General features: G+C 53.5%; 20 protein-coding genes. 9 read left to right on the top strand and 11 right to left on the bottom strand.

Annotation, left to right across the window (positions count from 1 at the left end; all coding sequences use genetic code 11):
- Window positions 1–109 precede the first annotated feature (109 nt).
- The 5 genes from H598_RS0103890 to H598_RS0103870 all read left to right on the top strand — a co-directional run bounded on the left by H598_RS0103890 (window position 110) and on the right by H598_RS0103870 (window position 5592).
- Window positions 110–1315, top strand: coding sequence for a hypothetical protein (locus tag H598_RS0103890; RefSeq protein ID WP_028111832.1), 1206 nt, complete (start codon window positions 110–112; stop codon window positions 1313–1315).
- A 275-nt stretch (window positions 1316–1590) separates the two neighbouring features.
- Window positions 1591–2235, top strand: a complete 645-nt coding sequence (locus tag H598_RS0103885; protein WP_028111831.1) for a recombinase family protein — start codon at window positions 1591–1593, stop codon at window positions 2233–2235.
- Window positions 2232–3419, top strand: a complete 1188-nt coding sequence (locus tag H598_RS0103880) for a multidrug effflux MFS transporter (protein WP_028111830.1) — start codon at window positions 2232–2234, stop codon at window positions 3417–3419. The genes H598_RS0103885 and H598_RS0103880 overlap by 4 nt, the downstream gene beginning before the upstream one ends.
- A gap of 187 nt (window positions 3420–3606) precedes the next feature.
- Complete coding sequence (locus H598_RS0103875) at window positions 3607–4035, top strand: PaaI family thioesterase (protein WP_051252369.1); 429 nt, start codon at window positions 3607–3609, stop codon at window positions 4033–4035.
- Between the two features lie 297 nt (window positions 4036–4332).
- Window positions 4333–5592 carry a dipeptidase gene (locus H598_RS0103870; RefSeq protein ID WP_084144312.1) on the top strand — a complete coding sequence of 420 codons (1260 nt, stop codon included), beginning with the start codon at window positions 4333–4335 and terminating at the stop codon, window positions 5590–5592.
- Between the two features lie 195 nt (window positions 5593–5787).
- Here the strand turns inward: H598_RS0103870 and H598_RS0103865 are convergent, their stop codons facing one another.
- The gene (locus tag H598_RS0103865) at window positions 5788–8469 is read right to left on the bottom strand and encodes an FG-GAP repeat domain-containing protein (RefSeq protein WP_156896923.1); all 2682 of its coding nucleotides are present in this window, start codon (window positions 8467–8469) and stop codon (window positions 5788–5790) included.
- Between the two features lie 536 nt (window positions 8470–9005).
- A complete protein-coding gene (locus H598_RS0103860; protein WP_169629208.1) occupies window positions 9006–9653 on the bottom strand; it encodes a hypothetical protein in 648 nt (215 codons plus the stop codon).
- 361 nt (window positions 9654–10014) lie between these two features.
- Here H598_RS0103860 and H598_RS0103855 point away from each other — a divergent pair, with 361 nt between their 5' ends.
- The 4 genes from H598_RS0103855 to H598_RS0103840 all read left to right on the top strand — a co-directional run bounded on the left by H598_RS0103855 (window position 10015) and on the right by H598_RS0103840 (window position 13948).
- Window positions 10015–11805 carry an aryl-sulfate sulfotransferase gene (locus tag H598_RS0103855; RefSeq protein WP_245595550.1) on the top strand — a complete coding sequence of 597 codons (1791 nt, stop codon included), beginning with the start codon at window positions 10015–10017 and terminating at the stop codon, window positions 11803–11805.
- 42 nt (window positions 11806–11847) lie between these two features.
- Entirely contained in the window at window positions 11848–12630 is a 783-nt protein-coding gene (locus H598_RS0103850; protein WP_028111824.1) for a hypothetical protein, read from the top strand.
- 91 nt (window positions 12631–12721) lie between these two features.
- Window positions 12722–13324, top strand: a complete 603-nt coding sequence (locus tag H598_RS23270; RefSeq protein WP_051252367.1) for a thioredoxin domain-containing protein — start codon at window positions 12722–12724, stop codon at window positions 13322–13324.
- A gap of 9 nt (window positions 13325–13333) precedes the next feature.
- Entirely contained in the window at window positions 13334–13948 is a 615-nt protein-coding gene (locus H598_RS0103840) for a disulfide bond formation protein B (RefSeq protein ID WP_028111823.1), read from the top strand.
- A 130-nt stretch (window positions 13949–14078) separates the two neighbouring features.
- Here H598_RS0103840 and H598_RS0103835 read toward each other — a convergent pair whose 3' ends face one another.
- The 9 genes from H598_RS0103835 to H598_RS0103795 all read right to left on the bottom strand — a co-directional run bounded on the left by H598_RS0103835 (window position 14079) and on the right by H598_RS0103795 (window position 23063).
- Window positions 14079–14621 carry a type II secretion system protein gene (locus H598_RS0103835; RefSeq protein WP_028111822.1) on the bottom strand — a complete coding sequence of 181 codons (543 nt, stop codon included), beginning with the start codon at window positions 14619–14621 and terminating at the stop codon, window positions 14079–14081.
- A gap of 238 nt (window positions 14622–14859) precedes the next feature.
- Window positions 14860–16329, bottom strand: coding sequence for a hypothetical protein (locus H598_RS23265; protein WP_051252365.1), 1470 nt, complete (start codon window positions 16327–16329; stop codon window positions 14860–14862).
- 327 nt (window positions 16330–16656) lie between these two features.
- Entirely contained in the window at window positions 16657–18234 is a 1578-nt protein-coding gene (locus H598_RS0103825) for a BCCT family transporter (protein ID WP_028111821.1), read from the bottom strand.
- Window positions 18235–18581: 347 nt separating this feature from the next.
- A complete protein-coding gene (locus H598_RS0103820; protein WP_028111820.1) occupies window positions 18582–19112 on the bottom strand; it encodes a protein tyrosine phosphatase family protein in 531 nt (176 codons plus the stop codon).
- A gap of 68 nt (window positions 19113–19180) precedes the next feature.
- Window positions 19181–19621, bottom strand: a complete 441-nt coding sequence (locus H598_RS0103815; protein WP_028111819.1) for an NUDIX hydrolase — start codon at window positions 19619–19621, stop codon at window positions 19181–19183.
- Window positions 19622–19802: 181 nt separating this feature from the next.
- Window positions 19803–20822 carry a DUF2846 domain-containing protein gene (locus H598_RS0103810; protein WP_245595549.1) on the bottom strand — a complete coding sequence of 340 codons (1020 nt, stop codon included), beginning with the start codon at window positions 20820–20822 and terminating at the stop codon, window positions 19803–19805.
- 273 nt (window positions 20823–21095) lie between these two features.
- Entirely contained in the window at window positions 21096–21968 is an 873-nt protein-coding gene (locus H598_RS0103805) for a DMT family transporter (protein WP_156896922.1), read from the bottom strand.
- The gene (locus H598_RS0103800) at window positions 21969–22424 is read right to left on the bottom strand and encodes a GNAT family N-acetyltransferase (RefSeq protein WP_028111816.1); all 456 of its coding nucleotides are present in this window, start codon (window positions 22422–22424) and stop codon (window positions 21969–21971) included. It abuts the gene before it with no gap.
- Window positions 22425–22496: 72 nt separating this feature from the next.
- Window positions 22497–23063, bottom strand: coding sequence for a Crp/Fnr family transcriptional regulator (locus H598_RS0103795; protein WP_028111815.1), 567 nt, complete (start codon window positions 23061–23063; stop codon window positions 22497–22499).
- Window positions 23064–23095: the final 32 nt, after the last annotated feature.

Here is a 23095-nt window from a genome sequence, read left to right as displayed (position 1 = left end):
AGTTCTAACCATTAATTCAGTAGCATACCCGCACACGCAACATTTTGACTACGGTTGCATTACACCCATCACACACCCCTCCTACTCAATTCGTTAAGGAAGTACAACGATGAAATCCCCTATCGCCATTGCCCTGGGACTGCTGCTCTCTGCCCCTGCCCTGGCCAACGATGCCGACATTGAAGCGCTGAAGGCGCGCATTGACGCCCTGGAAAAAGAGCAGCAGCAACAGCAACAAGCCGAAGCGGCAGACGACAACGGCATTACTCTGGGTGGCGCAGTGCGATTCCAGTACAGCTACGAAGAGTACGATGACGACAACCAAGACCGTGGCGGGGATTTCGACTTTGACACCTTCCGGTTGGATGCCAATGGCAGCATCGGCGATCTGACCCTGTCGGCCCAGTACCGCTGGTACCAATACATGGACGTACTGCACCACGCCTGGGTCGGCTATGACTTTAACGACCAGCACAACGGTAAAGTGGGTGTGACTCAGGTGCCCTTCGGTATCCTGCCCTACGCCTCGCACAGCTTCTTTTTCAGCTCCAACTTCTACACCGGGCTGGAAGACGACTACGACATGGGTCTGAATTACCAGTTTAAAAACAGCAATAACCAGCTGGACATCGCCTTCTACAAGAACGACGAACAGGGTGGCCTCGACGGCTATGTGTCGGATCGCAGTGCCCGTTACTCCTACGACATCGTCGGTGTCCGTCTGGCCGACGAGGGCACCTTCGACGCACCCAGCCTGGAAGCCGGTGAAACCAACACCTTTAACCTGCGTTACGCCCACACCTTCGACCTGAGTGGCGTGCAGCTGGAGCTGGGTGCTTCCGGTCAGTACGGCCAGCTGGAGATCGACAACAACATGGACGGCGACCACCAGGCCGCAGCCGTGCACGGCGTTATCAACTACAACGCCTGGAACGTACAGCTGCAGGTCACCGGCTATGAATACGACGTCGATGGCATGGACGTCGACCAGATGGTGGTGGGTGCCTACGCCTTCTACGACTCGATTCCAGCCGAAGCCCTGAGCTACACCGCCAACGTCTCCTATAACCTGCCGGTCTCTTTGGGTCCCATCAGTAACCTGACGTTCTACAACGACTACACCCTGATGACCGACAAGCCTCAGTCTCTGGATGACACCTTTATGAACGTCACCGGTGTCTCCATCACCGCCGGCGGCCTGTTCACCTATGTGGACTTTGTGGTGGCGGAAAATCAGCCCTTCATCGGTGGTACCCTGGTGGGTGACGGCGGCACCAATCAGCGCCTGAACATCAACTTTGGTTACTACTTCTAAGCCGTAGACGCCCCAGGCCGATGCATCAGCCTGTACGCAGAAAGCCCGACGCCACAACCTGTGGGGTCGGGCTTTTCGAAATTAAATGAGGAACGCCCACGCTCAGAACAGCCTGCTCAGCGATGTTTACCCCACCGTTGCTACTGAAAAATAACCTTCATAGATTCATAGACATGACTCCCTCCCCGTCCTCATTGGCTCATTTGGTGTTGATCGAATTAATGAACCCATGTATATTTATGACCCATCACAGCTAATGAACCATTCAGAAAGCCATGACCCATTACCTCTACACCCGCTATTCGCCCAAGAATCGGGCCTATCAACAACACCTGGCAAGCATGACTGCGGCATTCCCCGCTGCCGTGCATGTAGAAGACTCGATTCATGGTCAGGTGCCACCGCTGGAACGTCCGCAATTCAGCCGTTTGTTTGACGCTCTGGAGTCCGGCGACACCCTGGTTATCTGGTGGCTCACGGCCTTTGGCCGGGACTTCAACCAGGTACTGGCGACCGTCAACCGGTTGTTGGGCAAAGGCGTGTCGCTGCAGCTGATCTGCGAACCTCTTCGGTTCGATCCGGACCACGAACAAACCAACACCCTGCTGTTGCTGCTGTCCGGCTACGATAAGGTTCAAACCCAGCACCGCCTGTATGCCGCCGAGCAGGGACGAAATGCCCTTAAAGATCAGCCGGAGCTGTGGAAGAAAAAATTTCGCGGCCGCCCGGCCGACAAAGCCAAGCACCAACGCATCGCCTCGCTGCTGCTGGATGGCCATACCCTTCAAAGCGTGGCTGAACGGTGTGATGTCAGCCTATCGACGGTCAAACGGGTAAAGGCCAGGCTAAACGAAGTCGATGACGAGGGCAGTTTGCGACGCCGGGGCGACATGCCCGCCGCAGGGAGTGACGCCTTATGAGTCGCCCTTTCCTAATCAGATCCATCTTACTGGTGTGCCTGATCGTCAGCATCGGTCAACTCAGCATGGGGCTGGTGTTCCCTTCACTGCCTTGGATTGCCAAAGACTTTGGCATCTCGATGGATCAAGCCCAGTTGCTGATCAGTGTCTATCTGCTCGGATTTGGGCCCTCCCAGTTTATCTACGGCCCCGTCTCCGATGCCCTGGGTCGAAAAAAGGTTTTGCTCACCGGACTGCTAATTGCCATGCTAGGACTCGGGCTGATCATCCTATTCGGCGACGCCTTCTCCGGCATGGTCCTCGGCCGTTTCCTGCAGGGGCTGGGCACCGGTTGTTGTGCGGTACTGGCCCGGGCCTCCGTCAGTGACCGATTCAGCGGCGGCGAGTTGCCGACTGCGATGTCGTACATCGCCATGGTGGCCGCCATTACACCGGTGATCGCCCCGGTGATCGGTGGCTTCATCAACTTCCACTTCGGCTGGAGCATGGTGTTTGTCTCGCTGCTGGGCTATGTCTCCCTGGCCTGGTTGGTCATCGCGCTTAGGTTTCAAGAAACCCTGACCGAGCGCTCGCCGATCCCCTCTGCGGCCAAGATGCTGCGACAATACCGGGACCTGCTGGCCTCACGCCACTTTATCAGCTTTGCCAGCATCGGCTGGCTCAACTTCAGCCTGATGATCACCACGGTATCGACCATGCCGTTTATCATGCAAAATCAAGTGGGCATGACCTCGGACGAATACTCGCTGTGGGCGCTGATCCCCGCGCTGGGAATGATCGCCGGTGCCAGTTTGTGCAACCAATATCGGCCGCGTTTCGGCAGCAAAAAGATGTTGCTTTCCACCCCTGTCATTCATCTTTGCTCAGCGCTGTGGCTGTTCTTTTGCCCGGTGGAGCCACTGTATCTGATGATAGGCCAGCTGTTGATGGTGATCGGTAACGCCATTGCCCTGCCCTGTGCTCTGGCAATGGTGATGCAGCCCTACCGCCAGCAAGCCGGCGCGGCGGCAGCCATGTCCGGAGGCGGACAGATGATCGCCTCTTCCATAATCAGCATGGCTTTAGTGTCACTGGGGCTAAACCAGGCATGGCATCTGTCGCTGGTAATCGCCATCTTCGCCATCATCACCCTGGGCAACATTCTGCGGGGTTTCAACAGCCCGGAAGCACAAATGTCCTATTGAGCCTGCCACAGCTGAATCACTGAACCCGGGCACAGTGCAGGCAATTCGTGCCTTCCAATGGCAATGGCGTTTTTGGCATATGCCAAGTATAATCCTGATCACTAACACCAAGGCACTGGCAGCACCGCCCCCGTTTACGGTGTACTGCAAGCCCGCTGGAGTAATCCAATGATAGTGAGGACAGACAATGAATCCGCTCGATCGCCTGGACAGAACCCGAGTACACCATCAGTTTTGTGTGTTGTGTGGTGATCAGAACCCGTTGTCGTTGGGACTGCAGTTCCGAGCCGGAGAAAACACTGAGATCAGCACCTCCTTCAAAGGAAAGTCGGCACTGCAGGGCTACCACGGGATTCTTCATGGCGGCGTGATCGGCGCCTTATTGGATTCGGCCATGACTCACTGCTTGTTCAACCAGGGCATAGAAGCGGTCACCGCGGAGATGAAAGTCCGCTACCTCCATGAGATACCATGCGATGCCGAGCTGAAGTTGATCGCCAGGCTGGTAACTCAACGAAAAGGGCTGTATCGAGTGCAGGCTGAGATTCGAATGGCAGGCAAGCCGATGGCCAGATCCGAAGGCAAGTTTGTTATTCGGCGGACCACTCCGGTCTGATCCCCTTCCTCAAAGCACGGGTCAATTCACTAGGGCACAAAGCAACAACCAGCCTCGCCACCACGGTCGCTGCGACAAGTATCAATCAATCACCCGATGCCAGCCCAGATCCTGCCCTGACGGGCCACGACTCAACCACTTTACAAAGTACCCGCGAAGTGAAATGGCGTTGACGATTAGCCATGAAACCGCCAACACGGCCTGCGTGAGCTGTGTTTTCTGTCGGCGAGACTGACCTGCGTCTATAGTGTTACCGGAGTGTAATCATTCGGGATAACAATACCTTTAAAGGGGGTAATGATGCGAAGCCGCACGATAGCCATTTTGTTTGTGACATCAATACTGAGTGTCGTATTCAGTTCACCCGTACCGGCAAGTCTGAAAGCCAAGCTGTGGCCCGCATCCAACAAAGCCAAAGCCTTTGTTAAAGACAACATCGTGATTGGCATGATGGCCAGCCCATATGGCACCGGCTGGACCAAACCAGAACAACTGCTGGAATACTATCGAGAGTCACGCGCTGTCGGCATCACCGGCCATGAACTCACTCTCGCGGCCGCATCGCAAAACTGGGACGAACTGATGCGTCAACACAAAGCATTTCGCAGAGCTATGGCCAAGGAACCCGGAAATTACGTGTTTGCACGCTCCATAAGAGACATCGAGTCAGCCCACCTGAAGGGACAAACCGCCGTACTTTGGAACTCGCAGACCGCCACAATTCTCGAAGAGGACTTAAGTCGAATGGCGGCCATTCGGGAAATGGGCATTGTCAGCATGATTCTTACCTACAACGATCGATTCCGCGCCGGTTCCGGCTCACTGGCCGCCTACAACGGCATGGATGACGGTTTAACGGCTTGGGGCCGGGCCATCATTGACGAAATGGTGCGATACGGCATTATTCTCGATCTCAGCCATACCGGTAAACAAACGGCCATGGACGCCATGGACCACATGGACGCTCACTATCCCGGTGTGCCCTATGTCTTTACCCACTCAATTCCCGCCGGCCTGTACCGCGATGAAGCCAAAGCCTCTCCCCGCGGTTGTTACCGCAACATCACCGATGAAGAAGCCCTGCGAGTGGTGAAATCTGGCGGCTACGTCTCACCGACCTTTACAGAGTGGATGATGGATGGGATCTGGCCTGACGACATCACCCCAACTCAAGCTGCTGACATGATTGATTATTATGTAAAGCTGTTAGGAGAAGACCACGTAGGCTTGGCAACCGACGACATGTTCGACGTTTCCCTAGTGGTCGATTTCGCCAAGAAAAACGCCACCATGTATCAGGATGATGGCTATATGATCGACGCCTTTGAGCGTGGTGCAGACGATGCCGCCATGTTGGCGCGAATTCTGCCCGCCATCACCGATGAACTGTGGAAACGCGGCTACACCGATGCCCAATTAGCAAAAATCTATGCCGGCAATAAAATGCGGGTTTATCAACAAATCTGGGAAGGCGCTCCACAGGGTCAATGGGACAAGGAATACGAGCAACGAGTGAAAATTCGTCAGGAGTTCATGCAACGCTTTGGCACCCGATAGCCCGGTGGCAGGCAGTGCCTGTACCTTCGAAGCAGGCAAGTAGCGCTACCTGTCCAGCCGTCTACGATGGCGCCTTTGCTGGAACCGCCTGCGCCGCCGCCCAGTCTCGGTCAGCGTCGGCACAATCGCTAATCCTCAGGTTCGATCCTCGAAAGGGGACCAAATCCCGGTGCTGAGGCACCGGGATTTGCGTCACTAGCGGGTAAGGAACATGGCGGTATCGGAACCAAACAGCAATCGATGTCGGCCCTGCGGTCGCTGAATCAGGTGCAGGGACTCGGGTAACACGGTACCCATCAATGCCGGACTACGCCAAATGACCTTATTGTGGGCCTCGTTCAGCTCGATGATGCGGCTGGCTTTGCCGTCTGCCACCAAATCCGATGCGGCGATCACAACGTTGCCGTTCTCCAGTGGTATCAATTGATTGATATCACCGATCCAGCCAAACTCCGCCGTTCTAAGGGCCGTACTTCGAACCAAACTCAGTTGCTTATCATAGCGACTAATGCCCTGATAATGGCTGCACAACAGCTCAGCCCCATCGAAGGCCATTTGCCGGCAACTGACGTTGGTATGACTGGACAATTGGCTGTAGTTACCGCCAGATCCCCGCAACAAGACAATCCCTGTGGTAGAGGTGCTGTAATCCGAATAGGTCATGGCGACCAAGGTGCTGCCGTCGTCATCGGTCTGCAGCGCCAGCGCCTTTACAAAGCCTGGCGCCACAAAACGGCCCAGTTCGGCCTGATTGAACAGATCAATAAATTGAAGCTCACGTCCCTCGACAACAATGGCATCGTCGTTGCCGTCATTATTAAGATCATGAACTTCGATCAGATCCACATCACCCTGCGGTACCGGCACACCGCCATACAACAGCTGGCCGGAGTCCACTTCATGGACAGCAAAATAGCCGTCGTAATAGTTAGCACTGCCAAACAGCAAATCGGCAAAACCGTCGTTATTAACATCGGTGAGTTTGCCAACCTCGATATCTTCCCAGTTGTTGTCAATCTCCGGGCTTTGAGTCAGGTCGCCGTTGCTGTCCATCTGAACATAACTCAGCCCCTCTCGAGTGTGTTGATTTCTGGCACTGAGAAACACCCCAGCCTCCACACCAGGTCGAATCTGGCCCCAGCCGGTTGCCAGGTGCCTTTCAACGCGGGCCAACTCACTGTTATCCCACAGAACAGCGGCGACCGGCTGAATATCGGCAATGGCCATCTCCGAACGCCCTGAACTCCAGATCAACTCGAGTTGCTGATCGTTATCCACATCGCCGGTGGCAAGCACGCTAATATTGCGACCGCCGCCATCGTGGTTTACCGACCACATCAGTTCGCTGCTGCCTGCGTCAATGTCGTAAGCCTGGACCTCGCCCCATTGACATGGCCCCAACAGCAGTTCCGATGCCGCATCATCATCCAGGTTGGCCGCAGCAATCTGGCAAAAGCTGCCATCGTCACGAACCAGTTGCTGCAACTGTTTCAACTCGGCATCAAACACCTGCACCGATCGGCCTCTCGGGCTGGCAATGATTTCATCCCGACCATCGCCATCGACATCGGCCACCAGCGTGTAATAACCAAACTCAGCGGTATGCTGCCACTGCAGACTGCCATCAAGGCTGTCGTAAACCGTCCCGTTTACCAGCACCAGTTCCAGTTGGGGATCGTCATCGATGTTGCCGTAATTGAGCCGACTTTGGGTCGACCACTGAACCGGAAATTCAGTCTGCAATTCGCCAGACGACAGATCCCGAATCTGCACTCCATGGGCCCCCAGCAACAGCAACTCCATGTCACCGTCGGCATCGTTGTCGGCAATAGCAAAATCGACGGCAGAAAAGTCGCCAAGGGAGAGCAATAGCCTTGCGGGTTGAGTCAGATCCGTTATCTGGTACAGGCCTGTCGAGGTCAGCGCAATGATGTCGGTACGGCCATCACCGTTAATATCGTGTACTCGAACGGCAAGGCTATCGCCGTCTTTCACACCATCGAGCTCAAATGGGTAGGCCCAGGATTGTTTGTACCCCTGCTCGGTGTGAGTCAGGATGCTCATCAATCGGTTGGTACCGGTAATCAACAATTCATTACGCTCATCACCATCGAAATCGGCAACAAACATCGATTGCTCACGGCGCTGGAGGAATTGAAGGTTGCCGCGGGTCACGGGCATGGCGGCATCTGCGGCAACCACCGTTAATGAAAACTCGCCGACGGCAAGGCTGTCATCGCTTTCAATGCCCACGTCGACGGTAAGGGAGCTACTGAACATCGGGGTTTTCAGGTCCCAAACCAGTTGGCCTTGATCGTTTACCGTTAGCCCTTCGGGGCCATACGCCACCCGAGCATTTTGGGCCCCGGAGTAACGGCCGCCTAATTCTATCGTCAGCGTTTGACCCGGAACATAGGAAAACTGAGTCTGCCCCAATTGCAGCGGATTATCGCGCTGATAACTGCCAATGGCCGCAGTGGCGGATGCGGTCCCGTACCAGTCCATCTTCAGGCTGCTTGGGAACTTAACGAAGACCTCGCCACTGCCTCCCGACAACTCGGAATAATCGCCGCTGCAATCAACCGCATTGGACCAATCGGTTAAGGTCAACAACAGGCTGTGGGCGCTGCCAGACGGAACAGTGCCGGTAAAGGCATAGGAACCTTGGCTCCAAAACTCTCCGGACTCAACCCGAAACGTACCGTCATCGGCAAACTGGATGGTTTCCGTACACTCTGCGTTGACCGGGTAATACCAAAGCCCGCGAATATCATTGCTGACGTTGCTTGTGTCACTGCCACTGTCACCGCCGCCACCGCTACCACCACAAGCGGCTAACAGAACCACCAATGGAAGTACTCCATGCTTTATCGACATCGTTCATCCCTAATACTGTACTGCAAAACACATTACCCAATGCTGGGGACCTATCATCCTGATAAGCGACTGAATAGTATGCTGTAATTTAACCAGTCAAGCAATTCATAGAGGGAGTGCTATAACCACTAACCAGTGAAGGTTCCTACCACGATAGGAGTCAGAGCCTAACTGCCTAGGTAGGGGATAAAGGTACACTAGGAACAAAGGCGCGCAGCTTCAAAAAAAGTTTAAAGGCAATCTTAACCAGACAACTGGTTTTTATTGATAGAAACATCACCAAATTAATCCACTGAGTTCCAGTCACCTTCATCTCCAAAAACATCTAATCGGCGATGCTCTAATTGAATTCAAAAGACAACGGATTTCCAATCCACTATCGCTAATAGCAGAAGCCACTGGCAAACTGTTCCAACCCAACGACATCTTTGAAACACTGCGGCCCTATATGAATTTGATCCAATCTAATGCAAACAACCACCAACAAAAATGTTGTTCACAAGCAATACCATCAACCTACACAATGTGTTTTCGCATCAACCTGCCCACTGCGGCAAAGAGTTCACAAAGTCTTCAACCCAAACAAAAACCTTATCTTTGTCGATCGTTTCTTGAAAGTCTGGAAATATCCCATAAACCTCATGAGAAATAATATCAATAATGTCTCTGCTTTGTAGTTTGTGACATGGCTCTAAAGTATTCATCATCGTCAGCAGTAAACCTCGTTCTAAAGCGTTGAGTTTTACCTTAGCCATTTCTATCAACTCTGAAGAGTGCTCTGTTTCGTGCCGTGCCATTACCCTTTCAATAAAGTCGAAGTGCAGCTTAAACGCTGTTTTCATCTCCTCGTACTTATCTTTATCCAAACCGAGCCAAAATGGCTTGTTGTGCAACAAGAAGTGGACACCAATGTCATCCTTGTTGTTTAAAGGTTTTATTACACACAACGAATAGTAGGCAGCTATTTTTTCGGCTGCATTAAAGCACTCTGCATTATTGACCGACACTCCGGTGTTATACAACCCATAAAATAAATCTATCAGTACAGAGGCAACAATGCCTTCCCTGTTCTTAAACTCTGAATATAGACAGTTCTTGGAAACCCCTAATGTTTTTGAGAGCGCAAGAATAGAGATAGCACCAGGTCCACACCTCGATATCTCAAGTTTAGCTTCCCTGATCACATTCGCCCTCATTTCAATATTCCCTGAAATTAATTCGTATCCAAGATTATTACACTAGGTGGCCCACACTAACAAGAGCTTTTAGCGAATAAAAAGATCGCTACCTTTGTCACATAAAAGAAAGAATATCAAAAAAACCATTCCAGTTTTTATTGACCAGCCTCTAATCATTTTGGAATTTTGCGACAACCATCAATTCAATCCGGACAGGCTTCCTGTTTGTATTAACACCGTTATCATTTTTTTCAACAAAATACGGATATCGTATTTTTGGCCTATCGAGACAGTAATAACCAATCGTACATTGATGGCCAAATAGCAGCACGAACAGTAATCAAAGCTGATTTACAACTACGAGAAAATGATGATGAATAAAATTTCGAAAATAGCATTAGTTACCGCTCTATGCCTAGGTTCTGCAACCGCTATCGCCGCGGGCTTCAAACCGGCTCCCGCCGCTGGAAATTTAGGCGCCGTTCTGGTTGATCCCTATGGGACCTCGCCACTAACCGCGCTGATCGACCTTAACAGCAAACACCCGAAAGATGTTGTGGTTACCGTCCATGGTAAAGGAAAGAAAGGCGTAGAAATCAGCTATCCCGTCGGCCAACAAACCATCAATACCCACGACGGCATTCCCCTGTTTGGCCTTTATGCGAATCACACAAACAAGGTTACCGTTGAATACACGCTCGATGGCAAAAAAATCACGGAAGATTATAAAGTCCTGACTGGAACCATCACCAATAAATACGTCGACAACCGCAACATCTCACTGATGCAACAAATCCAGGTTAAGACCGTAGCTAAAGGCTTCGAGGACCGCCTCTACCTGGTTAACTCCAGTACCTACAATCACCAGGGTTCGGACCTGCACTGGTCAGGGCAAAAAACCAAAGATGCCGGTATCTTTGAGTCGTCACCCGCGCTAGGCTCGTTGCCGTTCGAGATGCCTCCCATCAACTACATCGTCGATACACAGGGCGAGATCCGTTGGTGGCTCGACCAGGATGCCACCTATGATGCCACCGACATTGATATCAATAAACGCGGCTACTTCATGGGCATTCATGATACCGGCAATGGTGATCTGACCTTCGTCTCTGGCCAGCGTTACGGCACGTTCAACCTGCTCGGCCAAATCGACACCAAACGCCTTCCCCGCGGCTACCAGGACGCCTCCCACGAGCACAACATCATGCCCAACGGCCACTCCCTGGTCCGAGCGGCGAAAAGCAACTACATCAACGACCGAGGAGACATCGTGCATACCGTTCGCGACCATATCCTCGAATTGGACAAGGATGGCAACCTCGTCGATGTCTGGAATCTGGCGGAGATCATGGACCCCTATCGGGATGCGCTGCTGGAAGCACTGGATATGGGGGCTGTGTGCCTGAACGTCGATATGGACCACATGGGAGAAAAAGCAGGCGAATTGGCCATTGACGCCCCGTACGGCGACATTCCTGGAATTGGTGCTGGCCGAAACTGGGCGCACATCAACTCCATCGACTACGACCCCAAGGATGACTCCATCATACTCTCTTTCCGCCATCAGGGCGTTGCCAAGGTTACTCGCGACAAAAAAGTAAAATGGATCCTGGCCCCCAAAGCGGGCTGGAAAGGCGAGCTTGCCACCAAGGTGTTGCAACCTGTAGACGCTAAGGGGCGCAAGATTAGCTGCAGCGAAAAGGGCGTATGTGACGGCGAGTTCGATTTCACCTATACCCAGCATACCGCTTGGCTAAATGACGATAAAAACCGCCTCACCGTGCTGGATAACGGTGACGGCCGCGGCTATGACCAACCGGCCCTGCAGGAGATGAAGTACACCCGCTTCGTGGAGTACAAGATCGACGAAGAGAAAATGACTGTTCAGCAGACCTGGGAGTATGGCAAACAACGCGGCTTCGATTGGTACTCCCCCATCACCTCGAACGTCGAGTACATGGCAGACCGCAACACCATGTTTGGCTTCGGAGGCTCTGTCCACCTGACCAAGCCCGGCGTTCCCACCATCGGCAAAATCAATGAGATCGACTACGACACCAAAGAGGTCAAGGTGGAGATCGATGTGCTGTCTGAAAAGAACAACACTCCCCACTATCGGGCCGTTCTGATCAACCCGGCCAGCCAGTTCGGTAAGTAACATCAAATACGGGGTACCCAGGTACCCCTCTATGGGGAATACATGATGAAAACGCTATCCAGACTCACCCTGGCTTGCGCACTGGTGAGCCTTTGCGGGCCTGCCGCAGCCGGGAAAACGGTTATCTCGTTAGGATACCTGCTTCACGAAAGTCAGTCGCTGGACGATAACCTCAACCAGTTTGACCGTACTACCCTCTCTCTGGCTAACATCAATGCCGATGACTGGGGAAGAATCGTTACCGTAGGTATCGTCGATAACCTCGAAAAGTCCGCTAGCTACAACGGACCGGCCAATGGAGGAGAAGATTGGTCCACCTACAAATTGGCATTTACCGGTGATTTTAAAACCGGTATCAAGGGCTTGAACACAATGTTCAAAAATGTCTCCTATTACAATGTTAATGGCTATGAGAATAATCTAGCCCTTGGCTTGTCATACGATATTAAAGCCCTGGACGCCAGCTGGTATTTTAGCGGCGGTTATATGTATTCTACGGGATCTAACGCCTGGGGAACTGATTTTCAAGGTGATTGGGGAGGTTACCACCTCGAGCTCAAAATGGATAAGCCAATTACCGACCATACATCCATTGGCGTTCGATATATTGGCATGCATGACCGAACTCAACAGCACGCAGATATCATGTACGGTGGAATATCGGAAACCGACGGCAACAAAAATGGCTACTGTGCTGACATTAGCCTTTCCTATCGCTTTTCCAACAAAATTCAAACCACTCTGGCATTGCGTCAACTTCATGCTTGGTATGGATATAAGAACACGGCCAATATCTTATACATGGGGGCACAATACGCCTTCTAATAGATAGGTCAGTCAAAAACAAGCACTAATAACTCAATTAACTGCATTAGATAAATTATCTCTATTTCTTTCTCACTGAGAGGTCATAATTATGAAAAAATCTCTGGCTACATTACTGGCAACAGTCACGTTATCCTTTGGAATTCATGCTGCCGAGGTTATTCGCATTGACACCCCGGAGCTGGATAGTACCGTCCAAAAAGTCTACAGCGTCTACTGCCCCTTCTGCTACAAATACGAAAAAGCGGTTACTCCCAACATGATCAAGCACCTTCCTACCGGGACGACCTTTCAGGCCATCTGCCTTGAGAGTAAAGGCGAACTGGGTATAGAAGCGTGTCAGGTTTTGGCGGCCACGGCGACCATTGGTGAAATGCAATACAAAAAAGCCAAACTCGCCATGTACAGTGCCGTGCATGACAAAAAACTGGCCTCGGTAAAGGGAAAGACCGCGGTTGAGGGCACTCTGCGTGATATCGGACTGAAAGCTGCTGGCGTCTCAAAAGAAGCGTTTGAAACTGCTCTGAATACTCCCCAGGCTCAAGAAAAGCTGGCCTACGACCGTACCATTGCCAAAACGATTGCGCTGGAGAGAGGCATTCCAGCCATTGTCATCAATGGCAATAAACTGGTGAACACCGCCACGGTGGGCTCCTTAAAGGATCTTGACGACACCATCGCCGCCAACCTGTAAGGAGATAAGATGAACCAGATTATTCAATTTTTCCGGGACCTGTTTACCAACCCGACGGATCTTCAGGACACACGCCTGCCCTGGTGGGTAATGACCGGTATCGCCTTCTCAGCCCTGGTGTGCGCCAGCCTCTATTTCCAGTGGTGGCTTGAAGGCGAGCCCTGCGAACAATGCGTCTACATTCGGGAGGCCCAGTTCTTCATCCTGATCGCCGGCGCCCTGATTCTGGTAAATCCAAAGCAGGTTGGCCTGAAACTGGCCGGGCTGACTGGCGCCTGGGTCGGGGTCATTTACGGGATGGTGTGCTCTGTGAAGCTGGCCGGAATCGAAAAGGCGATGCAGAAGCTGAACGAAGGTGGCGATCTGTTCGCCAGCGGCGCCGGCGCCAATGCCTGCTCTTTGGAGCCCAAGTTCCTGACCGGTCTGCCGCTGGATCAGTGGTGGCCGACGGAGTTCAAGCCAGGCGGGATCTGCGGCGAATTTGAGTGGAGTCTGCTCGGCTTTGGCATGGCCGACTACTGCATCGTGATCTTTGCGGCGTTCGGCTTGTGCCTCGCTCCGCTAACCTACGGGTTTATCAAGAACATCGTTAAAGGTAAAATCGGCTCCGCAATCACCTCCTAACCAACCTTAGGATTACGCCTGAAAAGGCCCGCCTGAATCGGCGGGCCTTTTCAGCAAAAAGCACAGCATCAATACTACCGTAAGAATAATTCAATGGTCGCTTTGAACAACCAGACTGACTGTTGAGCCATCACTCGCAACCGGTTTTGACTGTGCTGATAACCGGCTCACCGGAAACTTTCCAGTGATAACTGAAGTAGCAATTGGTGGCTCTGACTTCGTTGATCGTCGGCTCTGCTTTATCCAGCACAGATTTTGGTGCTGCGGCCACGGCGTAACTGCCGGCTTCCACATAGATGCGATGGGACCACTCTGCGACATCGATGCCCGCAGCTTCAAAGATCTCCGGGTCTGAGCTGTATCCAGCAGTAAAACTGCTGCCGGTTGCCCCCGCCGCCCAGGGCTGGTAATGACTGCCTTTAATGCCCTCAAATTCCACTTGAGTGGCCATTTCATTGCCGGACGTCAGCGTCTTTGCTTTAAACAGTTGTACCGCAGATTTAATGGAACCCACGGCACCATCAATAGCCGCTCGGTTTGCGTCACCCTGAAGGCCAATGAATTTCGGTGCAACAATAACGGCCAACACAGCCAGCACGATGATAACGACGATCAGCTCAATCAAAGTAAAGCCTGAGCGACGTTTAGATGAATTGCGTGTTTGATTTATCATAAGCTGACACTCATGCCACGGTCGATTTCAATACTTACAATAGTATCCTCATTATCAAACAAGTCCAATTTCCTATAATTTACACGGCGTTATCTTAATTCATCGGTCCCAACAATGGCCGTCGACGACTCAAGCCAACACGATTTTGTATTTACTGAGCCTGCTATTAAGCCAGCAAAACAATATTGCACTCTTGCCCCCCTGACACCGAAACGTCATGATGCTTTAAAGCGACTAATCATGATGGCAACTTGGTCAGGGTGTCGTTGGCCGTCTGCTCAGATATTGGTTGTGAGTCTGGCTCAGACTCCGGTTTAGGTTCAGCCAGAATCGGAGCGATATCATCCGGCAGCTTACTCTCGGAAATGTCGATAATCTGAGACCGGTTCATGGTGATCTTATAACGGGCAAAGGTGGGCGGCTGACGATTCTCCTTCAGCATCAACACCAGATTGATCTGGTAACGGCGCTCCACCGATTCGCTGCTGACTTTGCCGTCGGACTCCCGATAGATCTTGGCTTTACCCCGCTCAAGATAGCGGGCAAACGGCGCCAGACTGAAGTTGATCTGCTCCTGGATAGTCGAGTAACCGGACAAAAACTCCTTTTGCGCAATTCTGGAGCTGATGCCGTAATGCAATATTTCCGCATCGACCTTGTTTTGGCTGTGACGCCGACTCAGGATGCTTCGTACCTCTTCCGGCAGGTCTTTTTTGTTGATGAAATCGGCCCAGATTAACTGTCGCCCAATGGCACTCTGACTGGTGGTGTCCCTCAGGGTGCGACTCCACCTGGGGCGCCCCTTTTGAATCCGTCGCCACAGCGCGTTTCTCAGGTCATCTTTAAAAATTTCACGAAACGCGTAGATCACCGCCAGGGTCAGCACCAGAGCCAGAGTCAGGCCGCTCAGTGCCCCCTGCGCCTTGATGATCAGGGTCGACACAATCACCATGATTACCCCGGTGGCAATGCCCGACGTCAGTTTTTTTAACCCCACACCCAGGGTTTTCAGCTCCTCTTTGAGTACCACCCCCTGCTGGATCAATCGACGCAGCAACAGCATTTTGTTGGAAACCCGGTTGGGATCGCTCTTGGTTTGTTCCGAGTTGTATTTTCTGCCATCACGGTAGGCGCTCTCGGCCCGACAAAGGCCGATGGCCTGCTCAACAACGCTGTTGTATTCGCTGCTTCGCGGCGCATGGGACACCAACTTAAGGAATCGCTGCTCACAGAACCAGGACAAATAGTTATCGGCATTTTCGAAGTAATGCTTCCACTTCGGTTCGCTTGGCTCGTTGCGACGAAACTTCTTAAGCAGCTGGGCAACGATGTCACACAACTCGTTCAGGGACTGATAAAACTGATCGACGTCTTTGATCTGCGCCAACTCTTTGCTGTCGGTTTCGATGGCGATGGAGAACTGGTAGGCAAACAGGTTCAGATAGAGGCGAAACTCCTCCACCGTGCGTTTATTCAGGCTGACGAAACGCCCCTGCACCAGCGGCAGGTGCAATCCGGTCGAATAGTAGGAGCGTCGCCCGATAACCGCACTGTGGCAGTAGGCCCCGGCATCCATATTTTGCGGGTTGACGCCCATGTCTTTGGGCAACATGAAATAGAGATCGATTCGACGATGATCGCCGTTCTTCATCTGGTGGAGGACTTTAAAAGACTGCGACTCCTCCTGCTTAACCACTATTTTTGACACGGTACCTCAAGGTTTATGAACAACATCCATCAGCTATCAGTTTATTGTAGCACTTTGTGTTCGTTAACTTTTATCGCTTGTTAAGAGGGCGACCGCTCTCGGCTGGCGCTAAATCAATGGCTTCAAGAAGTTCAAACGAATCTTACCGGAGAGAGACATCCCCTGGCGCCAGGGGATGCCCTGGTTAACCGAAGCACGCCCTGGCCGTTTGCGAAGGTCACCGGACCATCTTCCCGGCCTGGAAACAACAATGCCCGCCAGCAGGGCCGACGGGCATCCATCAGGAACACAGGCTACGGCGCTGGGCCGCAGCCCATACGCGGTCCTTTACCGGCCCAGGGGCTCGGTCTTCATCCCTTTCACCAGACTGACGCACATCATCAACAGGATGAAGGTGAACGGCAGGGCGGTGGAGATGGTGCCCGCCTGCAGCGCCTGAATCGCTTCGGTTCCACCGACCCACAACAATACGGCGGCAATGGCGCCCTCGATGCTGGCCCAGAAGATGCGTTGAGGTACCGGCGCATCCACCTTTCCGCCGGCGGTGATGCTGTCGATCACCAGAGAGCCGGAATCGGACGAGGTGATAAAGAACACCATGATCAGCACGATAGAGATCACCGATAAGAAGGTGCTCCAAGGCAGGGCATCGTAGGTGTAGAACAGGGCCAGGGTGATGTCCGACAGGCCATTGGTACCCAGTTCGCCCACCTTGTTGATGATCTGGTCGATGGCGATGCCACCAAATACCGACATCCAGATGATGCACACCGACGTGGGGATGAACATTACCGCAATCAGGAACTCACGAACGGTACGACCCTTGGAAACCCGGGCAATGAACATACCCACGAAAGGTGACCAGGAGATCCACCAGGCCCAGTAGAAGACGGTCCAGCCGTGCATCCAGGCTTCATCTTCTCGACCATGGGGATTGCTCAGAGGGATCAGGTTCTCGGCGTAGCCCAGCAGGGTTTGCCCCAGGTTTCCGAAGGCGACGGCGGCGCCCACCAGGGTGACGAATACCAGCAGTGCCAGGGCAACCAGCATATTGACGTTACTCAGTACCTTGACGCCGCCCTCAATGCCTCGAACCACAGAGACGACCGCCAGGCCGGTAACAAAGGCGATAACACCGACCTGCATGCCGATGCCGCCTTCGGTGCCGAACACATGGTTGATGCCGCTGGTGGCCTGCTGGGCACCCAGGCCCAGCGAAGTCGCCAGACCAAACAGGGTCGCCAGAACCGCCATAATGTCGATGACATGGCCAAACCAGCCCCAGGTCTTGTCCCCCAGAATGGGGTAGAAGATGGAGCGGATCGACAGCGGCAGTCCCTTGTTGAAGGCAAAGAACGCCAGAGACAGTGCCACCACTGCGTACATGGCCCAAGGATGCAGGCCCCAATGGAAAATGGTGGCGCCCATGGCGACCTTGACCGCTTCCGGAGAGTTGGCTTCGACGCCCAATGGCGTCTCATACCAGCCGGTGAAGTAGGCAACGGGTTCGGCAACGCCCCAGAACATCAGGCCGATGCCCATGCCGGCGGCGAACAGCATCGCCATCCACGACAAGTTGGAGTGCTCAGGACGGGCATCGGCACCGCCGAGGCGGATGCGGCCGTATGGGCTCACCATCAGCCATAAGCAGAAAATCAGGAACAAATTCGCCGACCACATAAACAGGGCATCGAAGTTGTTTATGATTTTCCACTTAATGCCATCCAGCGCCGCTTTGGCGGTGGCCGCATCACTGATTAGAATGGCCGCCAGAAACAGCAACACCAAGCTGGCGCTGATCCCAAAGACCGGGTTGTGAACATCAAAGCCCCACTTCTGAACGTTATCCTGACCGACGGTGTAGTCGGTATTTTCAATACTGTATTTATCCACTGTCTTAGACATCTTCCCTCTCAAAAAGCTTACACATCAAGCTGTCATTCTCCGTGTTTGAATCCGGAGTTGGGCGCATGTTAACAGTTTCAATGGCTTGAACTCAAACGAACCCACCCATTAACGGGATCACAGTCCATACAAAACTGGGCTTCAAGCAGGGTAAAAGCCCCGAAAACTCTGAAGATTAGCGTTGAAATTTATTTGGGCTAAAACGAAGTGCCCAAACAAGGCGGCCAAGAGGAATTATTAGAGGTCTAATCAAGTTGTCGGTACGGACCGAGCTGAGTTCGGTGTCGTTAAACAAACGGCAACAACACGGCGCGGCCAGTGCATGGCCGTGCCGGCTTCATTCGGGGTCAGAGGCCGGCTCTGGCCTCGGTGATCAACCGTTGCCATTGCGGGTATTTTCCGAGGCTGGCTTTGAGGTCTCCCCAGGGCATCATTACCTGGTGCTGCAACTCATTGCTGTCGGCGCTGCCGCTGTGAAGCAGGTACAGGTAGTAAAACGCCGAGGCCCGCCAGTTGGCGGCGCAGTGCACCAACACGTCCCGGTCTGTATTGGCGTCCATCACTTCAAAAAAGCGCTGCAGGTTGGCCTGGGTTGGCTGTTTCCAATCCACTTCGATGTTGATGTAATCCAGACCGGCGGAAGCGGCCAGTGACGCCTCATCCGCATGGCCGCTGCGATTGTCAACGGGGATCAGGTTGATCACCAGATCAACCCCGGCAGCCTTCAATTGGGGAAATTGGGCTTCGGTGGGCAAACCGGCAGTAATGACCCGTTCGCTGTTGAACTGTACGTCTTTGATGTCCGCCAGAGGCTGTGGCGAAATGGCCGCCTGGGCACTGACACTCAGCAACGCGGCGGCAAAAAACAGGGCTTTCATAGGGGAGACTCCTTGGTCATGACGCCCCCTATCCTGACCTCAGCGGACTCAGGTTTCAACTCGTTGGTTTAGCCCTTGGTCTGCTGTGCCAGGTAACGGCGAGCCTCTGCGGCGGTATCGGCCACCCCTTCGATCAAGGCCGAGCGCTGGTGATGAATCTCATCGAAGCTAAGCCAGTCACACGCCAAGGCATCGTCGTCGGCCTGCAGTTCACCACCAAGATAACGGCACAGTACCGGCACCAGGATAAAGTGATGGTGGCGACCGCTGCCATCAAATTCGTTGACCTCCACCACCGTCAGCAGCGCCTGCGGCTCGGCGCGGGCACCGGTTTCCTCCAGCAACTCACGCACGGCGGCATCCATCAACGGCTCCCCTGCGTCCACCGAGCCACCGGGAAACCCCCACCCCAGTGCTTGCGGCTCATTGGCGCGCTTCACCAGTATCAGCCGCTCCTGATGGTAGGTGACGGCCAGAACGGCCACTCTGGGCATGGACAACTCAGACATCGATAGTCTCTCAATCAATAATTCAGTGGCTTGGCAGTGTAACCCCGGCCACAGAGGCAGACAATGCCCCCCACCCAGATGCGCTCAGAGCACGGTCCTCCGCGACTCAGCACGGCGACGCTGATTCAAGATACACAAAAGGCGCCCACAGGGCGCCTCGACCGTCTCGATGAGCAGGTTGTTACAACACGCCGTTGCTGCTCACCAGTTCGCGACTGGCCAGCTCTCCTTTCTCAATCTTCTGGTACTGTTGTTTCAGGTAGGCTTTGCCCATCTGCAGACGCTGCTTAAACGCATCCTGTTCCAGAACTTGAGGATCCACCGCCATCAACTTGGCTTTGGCCTGCCACTTGCTGATGGTTTTCGCTGATTCAGCGGCATCCATAGGCAGCAACTGCACGTGGGCCTGGTTCCAGCCCATGTCCACATCAAACTCGACCACGTACTCTTTTCCGGCTTCGACGTCGGCTTCAAGCACTGAGTAACGCTCAGACAATGCCACGAAAGTGTGTTTGCCCGGCTTAACCCGAACCTGGAAATAGGTGCCGGAGGTGGTGCTGCCGACATAACCTTGTTCCGACCAGATGTCGAATGGAACTTGGCCGATCAGTGTTTCCATGCGATAGAAGTTAATCACCGCACTGTCATCATCCGCCTTCATGGGTTGATTCGATTCTTTCATTACCGGGAAGCCCAGCAACGACGGGTTCACCAAGAGGTTATCGTAGGCGTCATTTTTCCGAGGTGCACCAATGTCTTTGGCTTTGGAGGTCTTCATCACCATGGTGGCTCCCAGGTCATGCTCTACCTCTTTGGTTTCGCCCTTGACGTAGTCAATGGCCAGATAGACGGTTTCACCGGGGCGATTATCGACCTTGGCAAAGCCGATGCCCGCCAGTCCCTGTACCAGATGCACCGAATTGATACCAGAATCTAACTTCAGCAATGCGTGGGAGCCATTAGACAGATCCGCCACCACATTCTCGTTGGCCGCGACCCATAGGCCCCTGGCCGCACCGGCAAAGTTAGACCCACGAATCACATACACAAACGTCTGCTCTTCGGTGGGCGTGGCTTCTGGCTTAAATTGACTAACCAGTTCCGGGTCCACCTTATAGCTGGTGGCACAGCCCGATAATAACAACACCATCGCCGCCAGACTCAGGCCGACAGATTTAGACAACAACTTACCTAGTTTCAAAATGAATCCCTTAATTAAAAACACCACAGTCACTTGTGAGGGTATGATGCAATTCTGAACTCGTCCTTATGCCTGTTTTTGCATATGGCCAATTTCGAATGTTTTAGTGATATATTTCATTAGCTTATAATGAAGCCGAAGCCGAGTTTAGCGCTCATTCGACTCGATTAGCAAGGAGGGCGGCACGGTAAATTCCATGCCGAGTCACGAAGTGAATACAATGGAAGTAACGGCTTTTCTGTCACTCTCGTGACCACCGTTCAAGCCTCGGAATTACTTCCGTACCGGCACCAGTCGATGCAAGCCGGAGAGCCGAGGTAACGGCAGCATTGGCAGTAAGATCAGGGCAATGCCGAACACTGTCAGTCGATCCGGCACCTCGGCAAACCACCAGACCCCAAACAGGGTAACGAACAGCAGCCCACTGTACTCCGCCAGGGCGATCTGCGCCGACGGTGCTTTCTGGTAAGCCAATACCGCCAGCCCATTGTAACCACTGATGCACACTGCACTGACGGCCACCCAGCCCAACTCGGTCATGCTGAGCGGCTGCCAATGAAACAGCGCTAAGGGTGCCGCCAGCGGCAGACACAGCAGATTGGTCCAGAACACGGTATTGGCCACCGGCTGTCGCTGAGGCAAGCGCCGAACCAATACGTGGAACAGTGCCAGGGTGGTGGCAGTGCCCAGCGCGAACAACGCCGCCCAGTGGAAATGCTGTGGCCGCAGCACCACCAGAACACCGATAAACCCCACACCGGTGGCCAGCACCCGCGTCCAGGGCGGTCGCTCCTTGAGCAACCACAGTGACAGCGGCAACATCAGTAGCGGCGCGGCATAAAACAGTGCATTGGCGGTGGCCAGAGGCAGGTAGGTGACCGCCACCATCATGCAACCGCTGCCCACCAATACCAAGTGCGCCCGAATCAGGGTGACGCCGGGGGCATGGAGGCGGCGACCGGCTTTGGGCAACCTCAGTAACCACGGCAGCACCAGCAAGGTGGCCATCCCCTGGCGAATAAAGATGTACTGAAACGGCGAGATGCCGCCTTCAAGAAGCTTGACTGCCACATCGGACACCGACGCCAGCAGGTTGCCCAGAACCAGCAGGCCCAGAGCCAAAGGTATCACTGCAGCGCCGGACACTCAGGCTTTATCCAGTCGCATGTCAACGTGAGGAATGCCATCCTCCAGATAGGGTTCGGAGAACGCCACAAAGCCATGACTGGCGTAAAAGTCCTGAAGGTGCTCCTGGGCGCCAATCTCGACGTTGACCCCAGGCCAGAGGTCTTCACAAAGGCTCAGAGCCTGGCCCACCAGTTGGTGCCCCAAGCCGCGGCCACGAATGCTGCTCTTGGTAACAATACGACCAATGCTGACATTGTCATAAGTCAGCCCCGGCGGTAGCAATCTGGCGTAGGCCACCAGTTGTCCGTTTTCGGTCCCCATCAAATGGCGAACACCGTGCATCACGTCATGGCCATCCACATCCTGGTAGACGCAATTTTGCTCGACCACAAACACCTCCATTCGCAGGCGAACGATATCGTGCCAATGGCGGGCGGAAAGAGCATCAAAGTTACATAATTGCCAGGTCAACATAGAGGTCGTGTTCTCGTTATCAGGAATTTCCGCCACTGTATCTGCTCATTGAATCTCAGTCGTTATCCTTTGTTAATTTTGGCGCATTCGGGCTTTGATTCGACTGAGGCTGACATGAGTAATGCCCAGGTAGGCGGCGATCTGGTAGTCATTTAATCGTTGCAGAAGATGAGGATAGTCCTGACAAAACAAGGCGTAGCGCTGGGAAGGCGAATGCAGTAACATCAGCCGCTCCTTGCGCTCTTTGTAGATCAACTGTTGCTCCAGCAGGGTGACGTGGGCCGGATGACGTTCGGTGCGCCACTGCTGCAGCACCGACATTGGCAGGCAGCGAAGTTGCACCTCGCTCAGTGCCTGAAGTTGAAACGGCGACGGCGTGCCGGCCAGCCAGGCTTCAAAACCGATGATCCAGTCCCGCTCCCAATAAAACTCCTTACTGAACTGCTTGCCCTGTGAGGTCAGATAACTGGCGTGGCACAGTCCCTGCTCGACAAAAAACAGTTCTCCTTGATGACTGCGCTGAGTCACCAGAACCTCTCCTGGTGCGCAGCGGCGCTGACTCGATTGCAAAAACAGCGCCTCGGCTTCTGCAATGGGCACTTCCAACTGCGTCAACGCGACGACAAACCCTTGCTCCATTCGGCCCCCTCTAAAACACGAGGTTATACCCC

This window comes from Ferrimonas kyonanensis DSM 18153 (assembly GCF_000425405.1).
GTDB lineage: Bacteria > Pseudomonadota > Gammaproteobacteria > Enterobacterales > Shewanellaceae > Ferrimonas > Ferrimonas kyonanensis.
The sequence above is the reverse complement of the archived record's forward strand: the minus strand, read 5'-3'. Positions and strand labels throughout refer to the sequence as shown.

Coding starts and splice junctions, on each gene's coding strand:
- H598_RS0103890 (WP_028111832.1), top strand. CDS start 110: ATGAAATCCCCTATCGCCATTGCCCTGGGACTGCTGCTCTCTGCCCCT.
- H598_RS0103885 (WP_028111831.1), top strand. CDS start 1,591: ATGACCCATTACCTCTACACCCGCTATTCGCCCAAGAATCGGGCCTAT.
- H598_RS0103880 (WP_028111830.1), top strand. CDS start 2,232: ATGAGTCGCCCTTTCCTAATCAGATCCATCTTACTGGTGTGCCTGATC.
- H598_RS0103875 (WP_051252369.1), top strand. CDS start 3,607: ATGAATCCGCTCGATCGCCTGGACAGAACCCGAGTACACCATCAGTTT.
- H598_RS0103870 (WP_084144312.1), top strand. CDS start 4,333: ATGATGCGAAGCCGCACGATAGCCATTTTGTTTGTGACATCAATACTG.
- H598_RS0103865 (WP_156896923.1), bottom strand. CDS start 8,469: ATGTCGATAAAGCATGGAGTACTTCCATTGGTGGTTCTGTTAGCCGCT.
- H598_RS0103855 (WP_245595550.1), top strand. CDS start 10,015: ATGATGATGAATAAAATTTCGAAAATAGCATTAGTTACCGCTCTATGC.
- H598_RS0103850 (WP_028111824.1), top strand. CDS start 11,848: ATGATGAAAACGCTATCCAGACTCACCCTGGCTTGCGCACTGGTGAGC.
- H598_RS23270 (WP_051252367.1), top strand. CDS start 12,722: ATGAAAAAATCTCTGGCTACATTACTGGCAACAGTCACGTTATCCTTT.
- H598_RS0103840 (WP_028111823.1), top strand. CDS start 13,334: ATGAACCAGATTATTCAATTTTTCCGGGACCTGTTTACCAACCCGACG.
- H598_RS0103835 (WP_028111822.1), bottom strand. CDS start 14,621: ATGATAAATCAAACACGCAATTCATCTAAACGTCGCTCAGGCTTTACT.
- H598_RS0103825 (WP_028111821.1), bottom strand. CDS start 18,234: ATGTCTAAGACAGTGGATAAATACAGTATTGAAAATACCGACTACACC.
- H598_RS0103820 (WP_028111820.1), bottom strand. CDS start 19,112: ATGAAAGCCCTGTTTTTTGCCGCCGCGTTGCTGAGTGTCAGTGCCCAG.
- H598_RS0103815 (WP_028111819.1), bottom strand. CDS start 19,621: ATGTCTGAGTTGTCCATGCCCAGAGTGGCCGTTCTGGCCGTCACCTAC.
- H598_RS0103800 (WP_028111816.1), bottom strand. CDS start 22,424: ATGTTGACCTGGCAATTATGTAACTTTGATGCTCTTTCCGCCCGCCAT.
- H598_RS0103795 (WP_028111815.1), bottom strand. CDS start 23,063: ATGGAGCAAGGGTTTGTCGTCGCGTTGACGCAGTTGGAAGTGCCCATT.